The following is a 21,450-nucleotide window of genomic DNA, read 5'->3' on the forward strand; positions in this document are numbered from 1 at the left end:
CGTTCGGATTTGATGCTGTCTGGCGTGACTGAACGCCATTGCCATCGACGAACCCTTTATCTGTACGTATTGCCACGCGTGCCTGCAGCTGTGTTGCCAGAAACAGCTGCGCCAATTCCGCGCCCTGGACCAATGGGCGCGGGTGCGGCCGAGCATGATCATGCTGACATGCGTGACCTTGCTGGCGGCACTGTTTGCTGAATGGCTGGGGTTACTCACGGTGATCGGGCAGTTCAATATTTCCCTGACGACGCTGTTGATCCATTGCCTGGTGCTGCGCTACGCCCGTCCTCGACAAAGGATGACCTTGAACCTGCAAGCCGTCAGCCCGCTACCAATTGAACAACTCGCACGCGTTGCGTGTGCTCGCCTCAGCCAGCCGTGAAGCGCTGATACCCATCCGTTCGGCCAGGGCGTGGCAGATAGCCGGCAAGTGCGCGGGGCTGTTGCGCTGGCCCGGGTACATGGCCGGGGCCATATCCGGGGCGTCGGTCTCCAGCACCACGGCTTCCAGGGGCAATTGGGCCAGCACCTTGTGCATGCGCAGGGCCTGCGGCCAGGTGGCGGCGCCGCCCAAGCCGAGCTTGAAGCCGAGCTTGATGTACTCGCGGGCTTCTTCCTGGCTGCCGGCGAACGCATGAATGATGCCGCCACGCGGTAGGCGGATGCGCTTGAGCGTGGCGATCACTGCCGCGTGACTGCGGCGTACATGCAGCAAGGCCGGCAGTTGAACGTCCACCGCCAGTTGCAGCTGGGCCTCAAACAGCGCTTGCTGGCGCTCGCGGTCCAGGTGCTCCAGAAAGTAATCCAGGCCGATTTCACCCACGGCGCATAGCTGCCGATGGCCCTGCAGTCGCGTCAGCCAGTCGCCCAACTCCAACAGGTCGGCGGGGCGATGCTCATCGAGATACACCGGGTGCAGGCCGAAGGCGGCGAACAAGCCTTCATCCTCCAGCACCAGATCCCACAACCTTTGCCAATTTTTCTGATAAACACCGAGCAGCACCATGCGCCTCACACCCTGATCGCGGCTGCGGGCGAGGACTTCGTGGCGATCGCCATCGAAGTCCGCAAAGTCCAGGTGGGTGTGGGTGTCGATCAGCTCCACGCTCAGGCCTCGTGAATGCGCTGCTTGAAGGTGCGGCTGATCCCGTGCACGCCGGGCTGGTAGTGTTCTTCTTCAATGGCGGCCAGCGCCAGGCGCAGGGCGGTGTCGGCGATCAGTTGATGCTGCTGGGCCATGGCGTTGACCGGCAGCGGCAGGAAGTCCAGCAACTGAGTATCGCCAAAGGTGCCCAGGCGCAGTGGCCGTGACTTGAGTGGCACGTCGTGCAGTGCATCGAACACGCCTTGCAGCAGTACGTAGGACGTGGTCACCAGGGCGTCAGGCAAGTGCCCCAGGCGTTGCAGTAATTGCTCCATCAGCTGTCGCCCGCAGTCTCGGCTGAAGGCTTCGCCCTGTTCGATGATCACCTCACCAGTAAAACCGTGCAGGGCTTCACGAAAACCCGCGGCGCGTTCCTGGCTGATGCTCAGCTCCGGGCGCGCGCCGATCAGCGCGATTTGCTTGGGCAACGGTTGCAGCAGGCTGCTGGTGAGTTGCTGGCAGGCTTGGCGGTCATCGCTGACCACCGAGCAGAACTCGCTGGGCTCCATGACCCGGTCGATGGCGATCACCGGCAAGCCTTTGGCCTGCAGCTCGCGATAGCTGTCATCGCTGGCCGGCAAGCAACTGGCGACGAACAAGGCATCGCAACGCCGCGCGCGGAACAGTTGCAGCAGTTGGCGCTCGCTGTCGGCCTCGTCATCGGAGCTGGCGATCAGCAATTGATAGCCGCGCGCCCGCGCCCCCTGTTCAAGCAACTTGGCAATACGTGCGTAACTGGGGTTTTCCAGATCCGGCAGGATAAAGCCCAAGGTGCGTGTGTGCCGGCTGCGCAATCCGGCGGCTTGTGGGTTAGGCGTAAAACCATGGGCCTGGACCACGGCCCGCACTCGCTCGACAGTCGCGTGACTGATGCGCTGTTGTTCGGCCTTGCCATTGATGACATAGCTGGCGGTGGTCACGGACACACCGGCCAGACGTGCGATATCACTGAGTTTCAAACCGGGATTTCCTTGTTTTTTAGAGCGTGCCCCGACATTTTGTTCAATCCTAACCGATTCCAGCCTGTGGCCAATGTGCCACAGCAGGCGCCGAGTGGCCCTTCAAGCTTGCGCAATTAACGCGTAATCTGCCATAAATTCTAGATTAAACGTTTCAGCAAGCGTATTTTTACGATGTTCGCCACTGAGTAGCTACTGCCAATTGACTGCTCAGTCAGTTGTTTCCGAACACCGCTAAGCTGATTTATTCAAAACAATACCTAGTGCGCACCTCGCACTAACTAGGAGAACGGCATGCTCGAGCTCACTGTAGAGCAGATATCCATGGGCCAGGTGGCGGTGGATAAATCTGCTGCCTTGCACCTGCTCGCTGAAAAACTGGTGGCCGATGGCCTGGTCGCCGAAGGTTATCTCAGTGGCTTACAAGCCCGTGAAGCCCAAGGCTCGACCTTTCTCGGCCAAGGCATCGCCATTCCCCACGGCACCCCGGAAACTCGCGATCAGGTGTTTTCCACCGGCGTGCGCCTGTTGCAGTTTCCCGAAGGCGTGGACTGGGGCGATGGCCAGGTCGTCTATTTGGCCATCGGCATCGCCGCCAAATCCGATGAACACCTGCGCCTGCTGCAACTGCTGACCCGCGCCCTGGGTGAAACCGACCTCGGCCAGGCACTGCGCCGTGCCGGTTCCGCCGAGGTCTTGCTGAAATTGTTGCAAGGCGCGCCGCAGGAACTGGCGCTGGATGCACAGATGATCAGCCTGGGCGTATCGGCCGATGATTTCGAGGAATTGGTGTGGCGCGGCGCGCGCCTGTTGCGCCAGGCCGATTGCGTGAGCAACGGCTTTGCCGCCGTGTTGCAGCAAGTCGATGCGCTGCCCCTGGGGGATGGCCTGTGGTGGCTGCACAGCGAACAGACGGTCAAGCGCCCGGGCCTGGCATTCGTCACGCCGGATAAACCCATGCGCTACCTGGGCCAGCCGCTTAATGGCCTGTTCTGCCTGGCCAGCCTGGGCGAAGCGCATCAGGCGCTGCTTGAGCGCCTGTGCGCCTTGCTGATCGAAGGGCGCGGCCAGGAATTGGGCCGCGCCACCAGCAGTCGCGCCGTGCTTGAAGTGCTGGGTGGCGAGCTGCCGCCCGACTGGCCCAGCGCCCGCGTCACCCTGGCCAACGCCCACGGCCTGCACGCGCGTCCGGCGAAGATCCTGGCGCAACTGGCCAAGCAGTTTGACGGCGATATCCGCGTGCGCATTGTCGACGGCCCGGTCGGCGCCGTATCAGTCAAAAGCCTGAGCAAGTTGCTGAGCCTCGGCGCGCGGCGTGGCCAGGTGCTGGAATTTGTCGCCGAGCCGACGATCGCGGGCGATGCGCTGCCGGCGCTGTTGGCTGCCATTGAAGAAGGCCTGGGCGAAGAAGTCGAGCCGTTGCCGACGGTCAGCGCCCAGCCCGTCACCGTCGACATCGAACCGGTCATCAGCGCGCCGCTGCCCGGCAGCCAGATCCAGGCAATTGCCGCCGCGCCCGGTATCGCCATCGGCCCCGCGCATATCCAGGTGCAACAGGTGTTCGACTACCCGTTGCGCGGTGAAACCTGCGCCGTTGAACGCCAGCGTCTGCTCGCCGCGCTGAGTGATGTGCGTCGCGATATCGAAGGCCTGATCGAACGCAGCCAATCCAAGGCCATCCGCGAGATTTTCATCACCCACCAGGAAATGCTCGACGACCCGGAACTCACCGACGAAGTCGACACCCGTCTCAAGCAAGGCGAAAGCGCCGAAGCCGCGTGGATGAGCGTGATTGAAGCCGCCGCCAAGCAGCAGGAATCGTTGCAGGACGCCTTGCTCGCCGAACGCGCCGCTGACCTGCGCGATATTGGTCGCCGCGTATTGGCGCAACTGTGCGGCGTCGACACCGCTCAGGAACCTAATGAGCCCTACATCCTGGTAATGGACGAAGTCGGCCCTTCGGACGTCGCGCGCCTGGACCCGGCCCGTGTTGCCGGCATCCTCACGGCCCGTGGTGGCGCTACGGCCCACAGCGCCATCGTCGCTCGCGCCCTGGGCATTCCCGCGCTGGTCGGCGCCGGGGCGGCGGTGTTGCTGCTTGGCGCCGGTACACCTTTATTGCTCGACGGCCAGCGCGGCCGCCTGCATGTCGACCCCGACGCCGCCACCCTGCAGCGCGCGACAGTCGAGCGCGACACCCGCGAACAACGCCTGCAAGCCGCCTCGGCGCAACGCCATGAACCGGCGCTGACCCGCGACGGCCACGCGGTGGAAGTGTTCGCCAATATCGGCGAAAGCGCCGGGGTTGCCGCTGCGGTGGAACAGGGCGCCGAGGGCATCGGGCTGTTGCGCACTGAACTGATTTTCATGGCCCACCCGCAAGCGCCGGACGAGGCCACCCAGGAAGCCGAATACCGTCGCGTGCTCGACGGCCTCGACGGGCGTCCGCTGGTGGTGCGGACCCTCGACGTGGGCGGCGATAAACCGCTGCCGTACTGGCCGATCGCCGAAGAAGAAAATCCCTTCCTCGGTGTGCGCGGTATTCGCCTGACCTTGCAGCGCCCGCAGATCATGGAAGCGCAATTGCGTGCGTTGTTACGCTCGGCGGACAACCGGCCGTTGCGCATCATGTTTCCCATGGTCGGCAGCGTGGATGAATGGCGCGCCGCCCGGGATATGACCGAGCGCCTGCGCCTGGAAATCCCGGTGGCCGACCTGCAACTGGGGATCATGATCGAAGTCCCTTCGGCCGCGCTGCTGGCACCGGTACTCGCCAAGGAAGTCGACTTTTTCAGCGTCGGCACCAACGACCTGACCCAATACACCCTGGCCATCGACCGTGGCCACCCGACCTTGTCGGCCCAGGCCGACGGCCTGCATCCGGCCGTCCTGCAATTGATCGACATCACCGTGCGCGCCGCCCATGCCCATGGCAAATGGGTCGGCGTGTGCGGCGAGTTGGCGGCCGACCCGCTGGCGGTGCCGGTGTTGGTCGGCTTGGGGGTGGATGAGTTGAGCGTGTCGGCGCGCAGCATTCCCGAAGTGAAGGCGCGCGTGCGCGAATTCAGCTTGAGCGAGGCCCAGGGCCTGGCGCAAAAAGCACTGGCGGTGGGTTCGCCCGCCGAAGTGCGTGCCCTTGTGGAGGCCGTGTAGATGGCAAAGATTCTGACCCTGACGCTGAACCCGGCGTTGGACCTGACGGTGCGCTTGGCGCACCTGGCGCCCGGCGCAGTCAACCGCAGTGAAACCCTGCTCACCCATGCCGCCGGCAAGGGCGTGAACGTGGCGCAGGTGCTGGCCGATCTGGGCCATGAGCTGACCGTGAGCGGCTTCCTGGGTGAAGGCAACCCGCAGGCCTTCGAGGCGCTGATTGCACAACGTGGCTTTACCGACGCGTTTGTTCGCGTGCCCGGTGACACCCGCAGCAACATCAAGATTGCCGAGCACGATGGCCGCGTCACCGATATCAACGCACCGGGGCCTGAGGTGTCAGTGCAGGCGCAGAACGCGCTGCTCGAAAAACTGGCGCGGATCGCGCCAGGCTTCGACGCGGTGGTGGTCGCCGGCAGCTTGCCGCGTGGCGTCACCGCGCAATGGTTTCAGCACATGCTCGAGCAATTGAAAGGCCTCGGTTTGAAAGTCGCCTTGGACACCAGCGGCGAAGCCTTGCGCGCCGGTTTGAGGGCGGGCCCGTGGATGGTCAAACCCAATACTGAAGAGCTCGCCGAAGCGCTGGACAACGCCACCGATGCCATCAGCCAGCTGCATCAACAGGGCGTCGAGCATGTGGTGGTCTCGGACGGTGCTGCCGGCGTGAACTGGTACAGCGCGGGCGCGACCCTGCAGGCCACGCCGCCCAAGGTGACGGTTGCCAGCACCGTAGGCGCCGGCGATTCGCTGCTGGCCGGCATGCTCCACGGCCTGCTGCGCGACGAAGCGCCTGAGCAGACCCTGCGCCGCGCCACGGCGATTGCCGCGATGGCGGTGACGCAAATCGGTTTCGGCATCAGCGATGACGCGCAGTTGGCGCGCCTTGAAAGCAGTGTCGATGTACACGCGCTGACAGAACAATAAGAGGGTTTGTGATGAAGTTAGCCATTGTTACCGCCTGCCCGAACGGCATGGTTACCAGTGTGCTGTGCGCTCGTTTGCTGGACGCCGCCGCACAGCGCCAGGGCTGGAGCACCAGTGTCGAAGTGGTGGACGTGCAACGCCCGGACAGCCAGCTGTCCCAGGCGACCCTCGATGACGCCGAATGGGTGTTGCTGGTCAGCAGCACGCCGGTGGATATGCACCGTTTTGTCGGCAAGCGCGTGTTCCAGAGCACGCCGGCCCAGGCGTTGGCGGATGTCGACGCGGTGCTGCGCCGGGGCGCCGAGGAGGCGCAGGTGTATGTGGCGACCGAGGCGCCGGTCGGGAATGTCCCGCGCATTGTCGCGATTACCGCTTGCCCCACCGGCGTGGCCCATACGTTCATGGCCGCCGAGGCCTTGCAGCAGACCGCCAAGCGCCTGGGCTACGACTTGCAGGTCGAGACCCAGGGCTCGGTCGGTGCGCGCACGCCATTGACGCCTGAGGCCATCGCCAACGCCGACGTGGTGCTGCTGGCGGCGGATATCGAAGTCGCCACCGAGCGCTTCGCCGGCAAGAAGATCTACCGCTGCGGCACCGGCATTGCCCTCAAGCAATCGGAAGCCACGCTCAACAAGGCGCTGGCCGAGGGCGCGGTGGAAAGCGCGGCCAGCGGTGCGGTGGCCAAGTCGGAAAAAACCGGCGTGTACAAACACCTGCTCACCGGGGTGTCGTTCATGTTGCCGATGGTGGTGGCGGGCGGTCTGTTGATCGCCTTGTCCTTCGTGTTCGGCATCCACGCCTTTGAAGAGAAGGGCACCTTGGCGGCGGCGCTGAAAACCGTCGGCGACCAGGCATTCATGCTGATGGTGCCGTTGCTGGCGGGCTACATCGCCTACTCGATTGCCGACCGCCCCGGCCTGGCGCCGGGCATGATCGGCGGGTTGCTCGCGGGCACCCTGGGCGCCGGGTTCATTGGCGGGATCTTCGCCGGTTTCCTCGCCGGCTACAGCGTCAAGCTGATCTCACGCGCGGTGCGCTTGCCGCAAAGCCTGGAGGCCCTCAAGCCGATTCTGATCATCCCGTTGCTGGCAAGTTTGTTCACCGGCCTTGCGATGATCTATCTGGTCGGCCCTCCGGTGGCACGCTTGCTGACCGGGCTGACGGATTTTCTCAGCACCATGGGCACCACCAACGCGGTGCTGTTGGGCATCCTGTTGGGCGGCATGATGTGTGTGGATCTGGGCGGGCCGATCAACAAGGCGGCGTATGCGTTTTCCGTCGGCCTGCTGGCGGCGTCGAGCGGCGCGCCGATGGCCGCGACCATGGCGGCCGGCATGGTGCCGCCGATTGGCATGGGCATCGCGACCTTCCTGGCCCGCCGCAAGTTCGCCCAGACCGAACGCGAAGCCGGCAAGGCTGCGATGATTCTCGGCCTGTGTTTTATCTCCGAAGGGGCCATCCCGTTTGCGGCCAAAGACCCGTTGCGGGTGATCCCGGCCAGCATTGCCGGCGGCGCGCTGACGGGGGCGCTGTCGATGTACTTCGGGTGCAAACTGGCCGCGCCCCACGGCGGCTTGTTTGTGCTGGTGATTCCGAACGCGATGAATCATGCGCTGCTGTACCTGCTGGCGATTGTGGCCGGCAGTGTGCTGACCGGGTTGGTGTATGCGCTGATCAAGCGGCCGGAAGCGGCGGAGTTGGCGGCGGGCTAAAAATGTGGGAGGGGGCAAGCCCTAATGCCAGTCAGTTAAGGCTTTTTGTAGGAACGAGGCGGGCGGCTAGCCCTTGCTCGCGAAAAACTCACAGGCACCGCGTTCATTCAGAAAGCACGCGTTATCGTTGACGTTTTTCGCGAGCAAGCTCGCTCCTACAGACGGCGGTGTACGCTTAACTGACTGGCATTAGGGCTTGCCCCCGATAGCCATAGGCATCTACACAACTTTGTAGCCGCCACGGTAACCACGATGCGAAGCGAGCCGCTCTTGATCTTGCTCTTGATCTAGGCGCCCCGTTAAACCACGCTGGCCGTAATCCGATAGTGATTTGGGGGGTAAACCGGCAGGGATGCCGGTTTAGCCGCCCCGCGCCATGGATGGCGCGTGGCGGCGGCCCCCCAAATCAATGTCGGATTACGGGCACACCGAGCCTAGGCGAGGTGCCGAGTGGTGGGGCAAGAGCGTTTTGCTTACTTTTGCGCTTTTCAAAAGTGAGACGCCGTAAGGGCGGAACCCATAGCAGCCGTTACCGCAGCAACGGATATGTACTCGCTCTGATCCAGCATCTCGGTCGGCTGTCAGGCCGCCATCGGGAGCAAGCCCCCTCCCACATTTGGATCTTCAGTGTCTGTGAGGGCGGTGTCATATCTGCTTCATCCCATCATGCTTAAGTTGGCCTTTTGATACTCAAGAGGGCACCTGCATGAGCCACTTCGATCTCGGCCGTCGCCGCGTGATGCAAGCTGTCGGCGCCGGCCTGCTGTTGCCGGGCCTGGCGCCGGCGGTGATTGCGTCGGTAAAGGACCGTCCGCTGCTCACCGATGGCGTGCAGTCCGGTGATCTGCTGGGCGACCGCGCGATGATCTGGAGCCGCAGCGACCGCCCGGCGCGGATGGTGGTGGAGTGGGACACCCGCAGTCTGTTCAGCAACCCACGTCGGTTCGTCTCGCCCCTGGCCGATAACCGCAGCGATTTTACGGCCCGCGTCGAACTCACCGGGCTGCCCGCCGACCAGGCGATTTTCTACCGCGTGCATTTCGAAGACGCCCAGACCGGCATCGCCAGCGAGCCGTGGTTCGGCCACTTGCGCAGCGTGCCGCAACAGCGTCGCGACATCCGCTTTGTGTGGAGCGGCGACACCGTCGGCCAGGGTTTCGGTATCAACCCGGACATCGGCGGCATGCGCATCTACGAAGCCATGCGCCTGCGCCTGCCGGACTTCTTTATCCACAGCGGTGACACCATCTACGCCGACGGCCCGGTGCCGGCGCAACTGGTCACTGAGGGCGGGCGCATCTGGCGCAATATCACCACCGAGGCCAAGAGCAAGGTTGCCGAAACTCTCGAAGAATATCGCGGCAATTACCGCTACAACTTGATGGATGAAAACGTGCGGCGCTTCAATGCCGAGGTGCCGCAGATCTGGCAGTGGGACGACCACGAGGTGATCAACAACTGGTCATCAAGCAAGCAGTTGGACGAGCGCTACCAGACCCGCGACATCAATACCCTGGTCGGCCGCGCGCGCCAGGCCTGGCTGGAATATTCACCGATGCGCCGGCAAAGCGCCGACGGCGGCGGGCGGATTTATCGCAAGCTCAGCTATGGGCCGCTGCTGGATGTGTTTGTGCTGGACATGCGCAGCTATCGCGGCCCCAACGACGACAACCTGGGCGGCGCAAAACCCTTCCTGGGGCGCGACCAGTTGGACTGGCTCAAGCGCGAACTCAAGGCCTCCCAGGCGCAGTGGAAAGTGGTCGCGGCCGACATGCCCATCGGCCTGGGTGTGCCGGATGGTGAAGTCAGCCCTGGCGTGCCGCGCTGGGAAGCGATCGCCAACGGTGATCCCGGCCCGGCCCAGGGGCGTGAGCTGGAAATTGCCGAGCTGCTGGGCTTCCTGCGCGCACACCAGGTGCGTAACCATATATGGCTGACCGCTGATGTGCACTATTGCGCCGCGCATCACTACCACCCGGATCGGGCGGCGTTCCAGGATTTCGAACCGTTCTGGGAGTTTGTCGCGGGGCCGTTGAATGCAGGCAGCTTCGGGCCGAATCCGCTGGATAAGACCTTTGGGCCAGAGGTGGTGTTCGAGAAGGCACCGCCAGCGCAAAACACCTCGCCGTTTGCCGGGTTTCAGTTTTTTGGCGAGGTGCAGATTGATGGGCAGACGGCGGAGTTGACGGTGATCCTCCGGGACTTGGACGGAGTCTCGGTGTTCGAGCAAAAACTGCAACCCGTCTGAAAACTGTGGGAGGGGGCTTGCCCTAATGCCAATCTGTAGGAGCGAGCTTGCTCGCGAAAAACGTCAACGATAACGCGTGTTTTCTGAATGAACACGGTGCCTGTGAGTTTTTCGCGAGCAAGCTCGCTCCTACAAAAAGCCTTCCCCCTCCCACATTTGATCTTCAGTGTCTGTGAGGGATCAGTACACATCCCGGCGATAGCGGCCTTGCTCGATCAGGCGCTCCACCGTTTCACTGCCGAGGATATCCACCAGCGCCTGATCCACCCCCGTCGCCATCCCCTGCAAGCTGCCGCACACATAAATCGCTGCGCCCTCGGCCAGCCATTTGCACAACACGTCCGCCGATTCACGCAGGCGGTCCTGCACGTAGATTTTCTCCTCCTGGTCCCGCGAGAACGCCAGGTCCAGCAGGGCCAGATCACCACTGGCCAGCCAGCCTTGCAGTTCTGCCTGGCACAGGTAGTCGTGGGCGATATGGCGTTCGCCGAACAGCAGCCAGTTACGCTGCAGACCGCCGGCGATGCGCGCCTTGAGCAAGCTGCGCAGGCCAGCCAGGCCCGTGCCGTTGCCCAGCAGGATCAGCGGCACCGGCGCTTCGGGCAGATGGAAACCGCTGTTGCGCCGCAGGCGCAGGCTGATGCCCGCGCCAATGGCGGCGTGTTCAGTCAGCCAGCCGGAACCCAGGCCCAGGCTGCCATCCGGGTGGCGTTCCTGGCGCACGATCAGCTCCAGCACACCGTCGCTGGCAATCGAGGCGATCGAATATTCACGCAGGCCCAGCGGTATCAGCGCATCGACCAGTGCCTGGGCATGCAGGCCGACCAAGTGGGTGCGGTTATCCGGCAGTTGGCGCGTGGCCAGGGCCTGGTTGAGCGTTTGCGCCAGGCCTTCTATCAACACGCCCTCGCTGCCGGCCAGGCCCAGCCCTGCCAGGAAGTGCTCAACGGCTCGCGGGCTATTGCGCGGCAGGATTTCCACCAGGTCACCGGCCTGCCAACTGAGGGGCGAGGGCGGTGTGAGGCCGAGCAGGTAGACGGGCGCGCCGACGCTGCCAGGGTTGAGCAGGGTGCGTTGGCGCAGGGTCCAGTGTTCGAACTGGGCCGTTTGCCAGGCCGCTGCCGGCGTGTGGCCGGTGAGCTGGCCGAGCTGCTGTTGCCAGGTCAGCAAGGCCTCGGTATCGCCGCTGTCGACTTCCACCGGCGCAAACAGCGGGTTGCCGCCCTGGTGGGTCAGCCAGAAATGCAGGCGCCGGGCAAAGCCGCAAAAGTGCTCGTACTGCCGGTCACCCAGGGCCAGTACCGAGTAGTTCAAGCCCTTGAGGGACACGTCCTGGCCGAGCACGCTGCGTTCGAAGCCACGGGCGCTGTCGGGGGCTTCGCCGTCGCCGAACGTGCTGACCACGAACAAGGCATTTTCCGACTGGCTCAGGTCGTGCTGGCTAAGCGTGCCCAAGGGCTGCACCTTGACCGGCAGACCTGCTGCCTGCAATTGCCCGGCCGTCTGCCAGGCCAATTGTTCGGCGAAACCGCTCTGGCTGGCGAAGCCGATCAACCAGGCCGGGGCATCGCTGGAGTAGGCGTCAAGACCCTTGCGTGCGTCCCTTACCTGGCGTTTTTTGCGGCGCCGGTCGAGGTACAGCAACCAGCCGGTAATGAAGAACAGCGGCATGCATAACGCGCTCAGGGTGAGCACGATCCGCCCTGCCAGCCCCCAATAGCTGCCGGTGTGCAGGGCATAGACGCTGGTCAACAACTGCGACTTATAGCTTTTGCTGGCGTAGCGCTCATGGGATTTGACCTCGCCGGTGGCCGGGTCCAGGTTGATCTGGTTCAGTGCACGGTCATGGGGTGAGTCTCCCAGCAGGTAATACACGGTGGCCGGTTGCCCGGCGACGGCCGGCAGACGGATGTTGTAGGCGCTCAAGCCAGGCCCCGCGTTGCTGTAGATGCTGCTCCAGATGGCTTCATAGTTGGTCACGTAGTTGGCCACGGGCGCAGGGCCAGCCGGTGGCGGGCCGCGCTTGAGCGTGCGCTCGTTCTGCGGCGCATCGGACAGCAGTTGGGTCACGCCACGGTTGTACCAGTCGTACGACCAATACAGCCCGGTCAGTGCCGCCAGCAGATAAAACAGCAGACACCAGGTGCCGAACACCGAGTGCAGGTCCCAATTGAAGCTGCGGCCTTTTTTACGCCAGTCCAGGGTCAACCACACGCGCCAGTTCTTCACCTGGCGCGGCCAGCGCAGGTACAGGCCGGAGAGGCAGAAGAACAGCAGGATCAGGGTGCAGGCGCCGGTGATCGTGCGCCCGGTGTCGCCCGCCGCCAAAAAGCGGTGCAACTGCAGGATGAAGCCGAATACATCCTGGCCGACGGCATCGCCCAGGTAGTCGCCGGTATAAGGGTCGAAGTAGCGTAGCGGGCCCCGGCGCTCGCCCGGTGGTGGGGTGAAGGACACGCGCCCGGCGTTGCCGCTGTCGCGTTCCACCCAGAGCATCGCCACGGCCTTGCCTTCGGTGGCTTCCAGTTTGCGCACCAGTTCGGCGGGCGGCAGCACCCCGGCTTCGCGTTTTTCGACACGCAAGACGTGCGGGTTCAGCGCCCGCAGTATTTCATCCTGGAAGGAGTACGCAGCCCCGGTGATCCCCATCAAGGCCAGCACCAGCCCGGCAGTGACGCCGAAGAACCAGTGCAACTGGAACAGGGTTTTCTTCAACACGTCGGACCGCCTCGCTCAACTGGTTATGAATGTCACGGGCGCATTATGCCGTGGCTTATCGAGAAATATTCTGTTTAGCATGCAAAAGCCCCACGCATCCGATGCGTGGGGCTCAAGTGCTGGCGCGCTTGCGCTTAGAAGTGGAAGCTGGTGGTCAGCAACGCCGTCCGACCGGCCGCCTGGTTGGCGAAGTGCGAGGCGTAAGCCTTGTCGTAGTAGGTTTTGTCGGTCAGGTTCTGCACGTTCAATTGCAGGTCGACGTTTTTAGTCAGCTTGTAGCTGGCCATGGCGTCGTAGCGGGTGTAAGACGGCACGTACACCGTGTTGCCCGCATCGCCGTAAACCTCGTCGACGTAGAAGGCGCCGCCGCCGATGGTCAGCTTGGGCGTGATGTCGTAGGTGGTCCACAGACTGAACGAGTTCTTCGGCGTGTTGGGCATCTGGTTGCCAGTGTTGGAACCGGCGCTCACCACGCCGTTACGCCCGTTGAGGCCGGATTTGACCAGTTCGCTGTCCAGGTAGGTGTACCCGGCGAACACTTGCCAGTGCTCGGTCAGCTTACCGCTGGCGGACAACTCGACGCCGTCGACCCGTGATTCGCCGGCGTTCTCGTAGGTGAGGGCATCGACCAGGACGCGGGTGTTTTTCTTCTCGGTACGGAACACGGCGGCGGTCAGGGACAGGCGGTCGTGGAACAGGTCCCACTTGGTGCCCAGCTCGTAGTTGACCGTCTCTTCCGGCTGCAGGTCGCTGATGGCGGCACCGGCTGACAGCGGGTTACCATCGGCGCCTTCACCCACCAGACCACCGGCCGGGGTGGCCGACGTCGCGTAGGAAGCGTAGATACTGCCATTGTCCAGCGGCTTCCACACCAGGCCCGCCTGCCAGTTGAAGAACTGGCTGTCATCCTTGATTTTGCTGCGCCCGGCGGTGGCGTTGGTGTTGGCTTCGGTATCGAACGTGTCGTAGCGCAGGCCGACGTTCAGCAGCCATTTCGGATCCAGCTCGATGGTGTCGAACACGTAGGCGGCGCGGCTGGTGGCCTTGGTGTTGGTGCCGTTGTAGTTGCGCGCGACGCTGCCGTTCCAGGCATCGTCCGGGTTCGGGTTGCTCAGCGAGGTGCACTGACCACCCAGGCTGCCTTTTGCCACGGTGCACACCGGGTTGGCGTTGGGGCTGACGGTATAGCCGCTGACACGGGTTTCTTCACCGGTGAATTCCAGGCCGGTGGAGTAGGTGTTCTTGAAGCCCAGCGCCTGGAAGCTGCCGAACAGGTCGGTCTGGTTGGTGGTCGTGGTGGTGGTGGACACGCGGCTGTTGGCCCGGCGCCACACAGTGCCGAATTTGTTGACGTTGAGCTTGCTGTCATCCGGCTGGGTGAGCACATAGTCCTGGCCGGTGCTGCCGTGGCGCAGGGTGTTCTTCAGCGTCATGTTGTCGTTCAGGTCATGCTCGATGGAGAACGTGCTGATGTCGGCGCGGGTCTTGCGGAAGTCGCGGCTCTTCAAGCCATAGAAATTGTTGCTGTCGCCACCGTCGTTGGGTTTGTCATGCGCGTGGGCGGTGGCGGTCGACGAACCGTAGCCATACGGCATTCCCGAATCCGGCAGATCGTCGCTTTCCATGTGGTAGTAGCTGAGGTTGACGCGGGTCGGTGTGCCCAGGCCAAAGGTCAGCGACGGCGCCACACCCCAACGGTCGTAATTGATCGCATCGCGACCGGCCACGTTTTGTTCGTGGCTCATCAGGTTCAGGCGAAATGCCGCGCTGTCGTCGAGGAACTGGCGGTTCACGTCGAGCACGTAGCGGCGGGTCTGGTCGGAGCCGTAGGTGAAGCCGCCGTTAGTGAAGTCCCGCGCTTGTGGGGTTTTGCTCACCAGGTTGAGGCTGCCACCGGCTGAGCCGCGACCGCCGAAGGACGAGTTGGGGCCCTTGCTGACTTCGATCGATTCAATGTCGAAGATCTCCCGGCTCTGGCCGCCGGTATCGCGCACGCCGTCCAGGTAGGTGTCGCCTTGGGCGTCGAAACCACGGATGAACGGACGGTCGCCCTGGGGGTTGCCGCCTTCACCGGCGCCGAAAGTAATCCCCGGTACGGTGCGCAGGGCATCCTGCAGCGAGGCGGCGGCGGTGTCTTTGAGCACTTGCTGCGGGACCACGGTGACCGAGCGCGGTGTGTCTACCAGCGGTGCGGTGTATTTCTGCGAAGCGGCTTTTTCTACCTGATAGGAAGGGGTGACCTGCTCCTGACCGGTAATGTTGGTGGCGCCGAGGGAGATAGGGTTGCGCTCGCCTTGTTGTTCGGTGTTCTCAGCCGCCTGCGCCAAGTGGGCGGCAGAGCTGGCGCTGAGGGCAACGCCGATGGCCGAAGCCAGCATGCGTGGTGAACTGGCGGTGGTTGTTGGTGTGATGCGCGACATGACGTGTCCTTTCCCCAAGGATGTGAGGTCGCGGAATATAGGGCTAACAAGACTTTCTATCAATTGCGATACATTGCTATTCGCATCGAATTTACATTCTTTACACTTTTTGCTTACGGTTTTTACAGTCTCGTTCGTCTTGATGTTTTACACAGAGGATAAGAATCAATACCATTGGCACCCCTCTGATCGCAGGTATTGCCCCATGTTGCTGCATATTCCCGGCCTGTTCTCGCGCGAGGAAGTGCAGCGCATTCGCCAAGCCCTGGAAGCGGCCGAATGGGCCGACGGTAAAGCCACCGCCGGCCATCAATCGGCCAAGGCCAAGCACAACCTGCAATTGCCCGAAGGCCACCCGTTGGCCAAGGAAATCGGCGCGGCGATGCTGGAGCGCTTGTGGAGCAACCCCTTGTTTATGTCAGCGGCGTTACCGCACAAGGTGTTTCCGCCGTTGCTCAACTGTTACACCGCCGGTGGCAGTTTCGACTTCCATATCGACAACGCCGTGCGCCAACCCAAAGGCAGCCACGAGCGCGTGCGCACTGACCTGTCGTCCACGCTGTTTTTCAGCGACCCCGACGAATACGACGGCGGCGAACTGGAAATCCAGGACACCTTCGGCCTGCAGCGCGTCAAGCTCCCTGCCGGCGATATGGTGCTGTACCCCGGCTCCAGCCTGCACAAGGTCAACGCGGTGACACGCGGCGCGCGCTACGCCTCGTTTTTCTGGACCCAGAGCCTGGTGCGCGAAGACAGCCAGCGCACCCTGCTGTTCGAAATGGACGGCGCCATCCAGCAACTGAGCCGCGACGTGCCCGACCACCCGGCGCTGATCCAGCTCACTGGCACCTATCACAACCTGCTGCGTCGCTGGGTCGAGGTCTGAGATGGGCTTTTTATTGCGTCGCCAGGAAGTGCTCAACGTCGAGCAGCTGCAATCGATGCTTGATGATTCCCCGGTGCGTGCGGCCCAGGCGATCCTGATCGCAGCCAGGGAAGGCGTGGTCGATGCCCAGGCCTTGCTCGGGCAGATCCTGCTGGAAGGACGCGGCATCGCACGGGATGAAGCACTGGCGTTGCGCTGGTTCCGGATTGCCGCCGAGGGCGGGCATTTGATGGCGCGCAATATGATTGGGCGGTGTCTGGAGCATGGTTGGGGTTGCACGGTGGATGAGGCGGCGGCTGCGCGTGAATACCGGCTGGCAGCAGAGGCCGGGTTGGATTGGGGGCAGTACAACTATGCCAACCTGTTGGCGACCGGCCGTGGCGTTGTGCGAGATCAGGCCCAAGCGCTGATGCTTTATCGCCAGGCGGCAGAGCAGGGCCATGCCAAGTCGATGAACCTGGTGGGGCGTTATCTGGAAGACGGACAGTATTGCCCGAGGGATTTTGAAGCGGCCGTTGAGTGGTACCGGCGTTCAGCCGAAGCCGGGGATTTTCGTGGGCAGTTCAGTTATGCGGCGGTGTTGGCAGACGGTGGCCAAATCGAAGCGTCACTGGAGTGGTTGCACAAGGCGCTGGCAGGCGGGAATCTCAAGTTCTTATGGATAGCACACCAGACGCTGGCAGCGGCCAACCATCCACAGATTCGCGCGATGGCTGAAGCCTTTCGACAACGCGCTGCCAATCTCTCTTAGCTCATCTGAGCCAGACCGGGGCACAAAAAGCGGGTGCTGAAGGATCATCGGTATGCGTCGCGGTCAGGTTTTCTGGCGACGGCAGCGCTGCGTGAGCTATCTGCCTGACGCAATGCGCGACATTCCACCTGACAGCCATAAAAAAACCCATGACACGTCATGGGTTTTTTATACGCAGCGTGCTTACACGTAAAACGACTTCAACGGCGGAAACCCATTGAACTCAACCGCGCTGTAGCTGGTGGTATAGGCACCGGTCGACAGCCAGTACATGCGGTCACCAATGGCCAGATTCAGCGGCAGGCCGTACTTGTAGTTTTCGTACATGATGTCGGCGCTGTCGCAGGTCGGGCCGGCGATGACCACTTCTTCCATCTCGCCTTTCTTCTCGGTCCAGATCGGGAACTTGATGGCTTCGTCCATGGTTTCGATCAGGCCGGAGAATTTGCCCACGTCCGTGTACACCCAACGCTCGACGGCGGTGCGCGATTTACGCGCCACCAGCACCACTTCGCTGACCAGGATGCCGGCGTTGGCGATCAACGAGCGGCCGGGCTCGAGGATGATTTCCGGCAGCTCATCACCGAAGTCTTCCTTGAGGAAACGGATGATTTCCTCGGCGTAGGTTTCCAGGCTGTTGGTGCGGGTGATGTAGTTGGCCGGGAAGCCGCCGCCCATGTTGATCAGCTTCAGGTGAATGCCGTCTTCTTCCTTCAGGCGTTCGAAGATCACCTTGACCTTGGCGATCGCCGCGTCCCACACGCTGATGTCGCGCTGCTGCGAGCCGACGTGGAACGAGATGCCGTAAGGCACCAGGCCCAGGTCGCGGGCGAGGATCAGCAGGTCCATGGCCATGTCGGTCTGGCAGCCGAACTTGCGCGACAACGGCCAGTCAGCCGTGGTGGAGCCTTCGGTGAGGATACGCACATAGACTTTCGAGCCCGGCGCGGCCTTGGCGATGTTGCGCAGGTCGGCTTCGGAGTCGGTGGAGAACAGGCGCACGCCTTTCTCATAGAAGTAGCGAATGTCCTTGGATTTCTTGATGGTGTTGCCGTAGCTGATACGGTCGGCGCTGACGCCGCGGTCCATGACCTTGTCCAGCTCGTAGATCGACGCGATATCGAAGCTCGAACCCTTGTCTTTCAACAGGTCGATGATCTCGACAGCCGGGTTGGCCTTGACCGCGTAATACACCTTGGCGAATTCGAAACCGGCGCGCAGGTCATCGTAGGCCTGGCTGATCATCGCGGTGTCGATCACCACGAACGGGGTTTCTTGCTTGTCGGCGAACGCCTTCATTTTGTCAAACGTGGCGCGCGCGAAATAGTCTTCGACGTTGATCGACATGCTGGGAACTCCTAAGGGCAAACTGTAGTAATCAATGGGTGCAACTGAACGTCCTCCGTATCCCCACTTTGGTTCGCCTACTTCCCAAGGCATGTCGCCGAAAGCAAAAAGGCCATGGGATACGCTTCCCTTGGCCTTGCTGTCTCGTCGTCAGTACTTGAGCCGGATGGATCGTTTCCAGCATGGACGTTCGGCGCGAACTTTAGGGCTTGATGGGCGTGGGATCAACTAAAAATGTCGCGTTTTTGCACGCGTTCGTCGCGCGACCCCGTGCAGCTACTATGTAACCGACCGGTGTGACGGATTGATGTTCCCCGGATGGGCGAATTGAGTGCATTTCCCTGACACCCTGCAGAGCCAAATGTGGGAGGGGGCTTGCTCCCGATGGCGGTGTGTCAGTTACACATTTATCAACTGACCCACCCTCATCGGGAGCAAGCCCCCTCCCACATTTTTTACCGCGTTGTGTCAGGCCAGTGCGGTCTCGGCCGGGGAAACAATGCTGGTCTTGCCCCCACGCGACTTACCGGAACTCAGGTACTCGGCAATCGACTCCTGCGTCACCTCGCCCAGAAACACCCGCTCCGCATCCATCACCGGCAACCACGAACGGTTGAACTCGTACATCCGCGACAGCAGGATGCGCAAGTGCTCGTCATACGCGGCCGTGGCGTTGAACTCGCGCAGGTACTGGCCGCAGGTGCCGGTCTGACGGTGCAAGTCGCGACGGCGTACATAGCCCAGCGCCTTATTCTCGGCGCAGGTGACCACCACATAGCGGCGGTCGTGCTCGTCCATCAGCTCCAGTGCATCGGCCACCGGTGTTTCCGGGCTCACCGACGGCGCATTGTCCGCGGCATCTTCGGCCTTCACCAGCAGCAGGCGCTTGAGGGTGCTGTCCTGGCCGACGAAATTGCTCACGAACTCGTCCGCCGGGTGCGCCAGCAGCGTATCGGGATGGTCGATCTGCAGCAGCTTGCCGGCGCGGAAGATCGCAATCTTGTCGCCCAGCTTGATGGCCTCGTCGATGTCGTGGCTGACCATGATCACGGTCTTGTTCAGCGCACGCTGCATCTCGAAGAACTCGTTCTGGATCATCTCGCGGTTGATCGGGTCGACCGCGCCGAACGGTTCATCCATCAGCAGCAACGGGGCATCCGCCGCCAGGGCGCGGATAACGCCGATGCGCTGTTGCTGCCCGCCCGACAGTTCACGCGGATAGCGATGCAGATACTGCTTGGGCTCCAGCTTGATCATGCTCATCAACTCGCGGGCGCGGTCGTGGCATTTCTGTTTGTCCCAGCCGAGCAGCTTGGGCACCACGACGATGTTTTCTTCGATGGTCATGTTCGGGAACAGGCCGATCTGCTGGATCACGTAGCCGATATTGCGCCGCAGGGTCACTTCATCGAGGTCGGTGGTGTCTTCGCCATTGATCAGGATCTTGCCCGAGGTGGGCTTGATCAGGCGGTTGATCATTTTCAGCGTGGTGCTCTTGCCGCAGCCCGAAGGGCCGAGGAACACACAAATCTCGCCTTCGTTGACGGTCAGGCTGACATCGTTGACGGCGGTGACAGTCTTGCCGTTGCTTTGAAAAGTCTTGGACAGATTTTGAAGTTCGATCATTTGAGCAATCCTTTTGGAGTCAGCGAGCGTTGCAGCCATTGCAAGAGCAGGTCGGCGAAGATGGCCAGGAGACTGACCAGCACGGCGCCGACGATCAGCATCGACATGTCGCTGCGGCTGATGGAAGCCAGAATAAGTACACCCAGGCCGCCGGCACCGATGGTGGCGGCGATGGTCATCACGCCGATGTTCATCACCACGGCGGTGCGCACACCGGCGAGGATCACCGGCACGGCAATCGGCAGCTCGACCATGCGCAGGCGCTGGGCGAAGGTCATGCCGATGCCCTTGGCGGCTTCGCGAATGCCCGGTTCGACACCGGTGAGCGCCAGGTAGGTGTTACGCATGATCGGCAACAGGGAGTAGAGAAACACGGCGGTGATCGCCGGCATCGGCCCCAGGCCCTGGCCGAACTTGGAGTAGAACGGCAGCAGCAGGCCGAACAGCGCGATGGACGGTACGGTCAGCAGCACCGTGGCGCTGGCCTGCAGCGGGCCGGCCAGGGTCGGGAACCGCGTCATCAGGATGCCCAGGGGCACGCCGATCAAGATCGCGAGGACAACCGCGACGCCGACCAGGGTGATGTGCTGCCAGGTCAGTTGCAGGACTTGGGCCCAATCAAGGTGGGAAAAGGCGTTGAGAAATTCCATGTCTTTTCCTCTTATTGATTGATCGGATGCTGGCGCAGGAAATCTGCGGCAACAGCGGACGGGCTTTCATGGTCGACGTCGACCCGCGCATTCAGCTGGCGCATGGTTGCGTCATCGAACAGAGCGGCCAGTGGCTTGAGTTCGGCCGCCAGTTGCGGGTGCTGGTCGAGGTATTCCTGGCGAATCACCGGGGCGGCGGTGTAGTCCGGGAAGTAGTGCTTGTCGTCTTCCAGCAGCTTGAGTTTGAAGGCATTCAGGCGACCGTCGGTGGTGTAGACCAGGCCGGCAAACACCTGGCCGTTGCGCAGCGCGGTGTAGACCAGGCCTGCGTCCATCTGCCGGGTGTTTTTGCGCGTGAGGTTCATGTCGTACAGCTTGACCATGCCGGCCAGGCCGTCGGAGCGGTTGGCGAACTCGGTGTCCAGGGCGACCAGGCGATGTTCCTGGGTGTCTGCGGCCATGGCGTGGGTGAGGTCACTGATGCTGTTGATTTCGGGATGTTCCTTGGCGACTTTCTCCGGCAACGCCAGGGCGTAGGTGTTGCTGAAGCGCGACGGCGAGAGCCAGACCAGGCCTTTTTTTGCGTCGAGTTCCTTCACGCGAGCGTAGGACTGAGCGCTGTCGAGTTTCTCGTCGATGTGGTTGTACGCCACCAGCGACACGCCGGTGTATTCCCAGATCAGGTCCAGTTGCCCGCTTTCCTGGGCGCTGCGCGCCAGGTTACTGCCCAGGCCACCCGTCACGCGGGCGTCGTAGCCCTTGGTGCGCAGGTACTGGGAGGTGATTTCGGCGAGCAGGGTCTGTTCGGTGAACACCCGGGCGCCGATGCGGATCAGCGGTTTTTCAGCGGCTTGCGCAAAACCTGCAAACAGCAGGACGCAGCCTAATATCAAGCTTAGTTTTTTCATGTGA

15 protein-coding genes and 1 pseudogene are annotated in these 21,450 nt (G+C 62.5%); 8 read left to right on the plus strand and 8 right to left on the minus strand.

The window, feature by feature from the left end; translation table 11 throughout:
* The first annotated feature begins 28 nt into the window (after positions 1–28).
* Positions 29–385, plus strand: coding sequence for a hypothetical protein (locus C4J85_RS03890; RefSeq protein WP_124409029.1), 357 nt, complete (start codon positions 29–31; stop codon positions 383–385).
* Here the strand turns inward: C4J85_RS03890 and C4J85_RS03895 are convergent.
* Together C4J85_RS03895 and cra are read right to left on the minus strand one after the other, a co-directional pair.
* On the minus strand, positions 332–1,108 hold the full coding sequence (locus C4J85_RS03895) for a TatD family hydrolase (protein ID WP_124409030.1): 777 nt from the start codon (positions 1,106–1,108) through the stop codon (positions 332–334). The genes C4J85_RS03890 and C4J85_RS03895 overlap by 54 nt on opposite strands.
* 2 nt (positions 1,109–1,110) lie before the next feature.
* Positions 1,111–2,106 carry a catabolite repressor/activator gene (cra, locus tag C4J85_RS03900; RefSeq protein ID WP_124361254.1) on the minus strand — a complete coding sequence of 332 codons (996 nt, stop codon included), beginning with the start codon at positions 2,104–2,106 and terminating at the stop codon, positions 1,111–1,113.
* 294 nt (positions 2,107–2,400) lie between these two features.
* Here cra and ptsP point away from each other — a divergent pair, with 294 nt between their 5' ends.
* From ptsP to C4J85_RS03920, 4 genes are all read left to right on the plus strand, one after another.
* Positions 2,401–5,259 (plus strand): phosphoenolpyruvate--protein phosphotransferase, encoded by a 2,859-nt coding sequence (gene ptsP, locus C4J85_RS03905; RefSeq protein ID WP_124409031.1) that lies wholly within the window; start codon positions 2,401–2,403, stop codon positions 5,257–5,259.
* Complete coding sequence (gene pfkB, locus C4J85_RS03910) at positions 5,260–6,180, plus strand: 1-phosphofructokinase (RefSeq protein ID WP_124409032.1); 921 nt, start codon at positions 5,260–5,262, stop codon at positions 6,178–6,180. It begins immediately after the preceding gene.
* Between the two features lie 11 nt (positions 6,181–6,191).
* Entirely contained in the window at positions 6,192–7,892 is a 1,701-nt protein-coding gene (locus tag C4J85_RS03915) for a PTS fructose-like transporter subunit IIB (protein ID WP_124365799.1), read from the plus strand.
* Positions 7,893–8,598: 706 nt separating this feature from the next.
* Positions 8,599–10,140 carry an alkaline phosphatase gene (locus C4J85_RS03920; protein WP_124409033.1) on the plus strand — a complete coding sequence of 514 codons (1,542 nt, stop codon included), beginning with the start codon at positions 8,599–8,601 and terminating at the stop codon, positions 10,138–10,140.
* A 180-nt stretch (positions 10,141–10,320) separates the two neighbouring features.
* Here the strand turns inward: C4J85_RS03920 and C4J85_RS03925 are convergent, their stop codons facing one another.
* On the minus strand, positions 10,321–12,858 hold the full coding sequence (locus C4J85_RS03925) for a sulfite reductase flavoprotein subunit alpha (protein ID WP_124409034.1): 2,538 nt from the start codon (positions 12,856–12,858) through the stop codon (positions 10,321–10,323).
* Between the two features lie 134 nt (positions 12,859–12,992).
* Positions 12,993–15,278 carry a TonB-dependent siderophore receptor gene (locus C4J85_RS03930; RefSeq protein WP_124409035.1) on the minus strand — a complete coding sequence of 762 codons (2,286 nt, stop codon included), beginning with the start codon at positions 15,276–15,278 and terminating at the stop codon, positions 12,993–12,995.
* Positions 15,279–15,483: 205 nt separating this feature from the next.
* Between C4J85_RS03930 and C4J85_RS03935 the strand changes: the two genes are divergently transcribed.
* The 3 genes and pseudogenes from C4J85_RS03935 to C4J85_RS27620 all read left to right on the plus strand — a co-directional run.
* Positions 15,484–16,164: a Fe2+-dependent dioxygenase gene (locus C4J85_RS03935; protein WP_124406269.1), complete on the plus strand. Its 681-nt coding sequence runs from the start codon at positions 15,484–15,486 to the stop codon at positions 16,162–16,164.
* 1 nt (position 16,165) lies between these two features.
* Positions 16,166–16,915 (plus strand): tetratricopeptide repeat protein, encoded by a 750-nt coding sequence (locus tag C4J85_RS03940; protein WP_124409036.1) that lies wholly within the window; start codon positions 16,166–16,168, stop codon positions 16,913–16,915.
* Positions 16,916–16,942: 27 nt separating this feature from the next.
* Positions 16,943–17,023, plus strand: a pseudogene (locus tag C4J85_RS27620) (type II toxin-antitoxin system HicB family antitoxin); the annotation flags it as partial.
* 75 nt (positions 17,024–17,098) lie between these two features.
* On the opposite strand, the gene C4J85_RS03950 reads toward C4J85_RS27620, so the two are convergent.
* The 4 genes from C4J85_RS03950 to C4J85_RS03965 form a co-directional block, all read right to left on the minus strand.
* Positions 17,099–18,262 carry a type III PLP-dependent enzyme gene (locus C4J85_RS03950; protein ID WP_124361263.1) on the minus strand — a complete coding sequence of 388 codons (1,164 nt, stop codon included), beginning with the start codon at positions 18,260–18,262 and terminating at the stop codon, positions 17,099–17,101.
* Positions 18,263–18,730: 468 nt separating this feature from the next.
* Entirely contained in the window at positions 18,731–19,888 is a 1,158-nt protein-coding gene (locus C4J85_RS03955; RefSeq protein WP_003171711.1) for a betaine/proline/choline family ABC transporter ATP-binding protein, read from the minus strand.
* Positions 19,885–20,538 carry an ABC transporter permease gene (locus C4J85_RS03960; protein ID WP_124361264.1) on the minus strand — a complete coding sequence of 218 codons (654 nt, stop codon included), beginning with the start codon at positions 20,536–20,538 and terminating at the stop codon, positions 19,885–19,887. Before C4J85_RS03960 ends, C4J85_RS03955 begins: the two co-directional genes overlap by 4 nt.
* Before the next feature lie 11 nt (positions 20,539–20,549).
* The gene (locus C4J85_RS03965; RefSeq protein ID WP_124409037.1) at positions 20,550–21,446 is read right to left on the minus strand and encodes a glycine betaine ABC transporter substrate-binding protein; all 897 of its coding nucleotides are present in this window, start codon (positions 21,444–21,446) and stop codon (positions 20,550–20,552) included.
* Between the last annotated feature and the right edge of the window lie 4 nt (positions 21,447–21,450).

It is taken from the genome of Pseudomonas sp. R4-34-07, assembly GCF_003852375.1.
In the GTDB taxonomy this organism is placed as follows: domain Bacteria; phylum Pseudomonadota; class Gammaproteobacteria; order Pseudomonadales; family Pseudomonadaceae; genus Aquipseudomonas.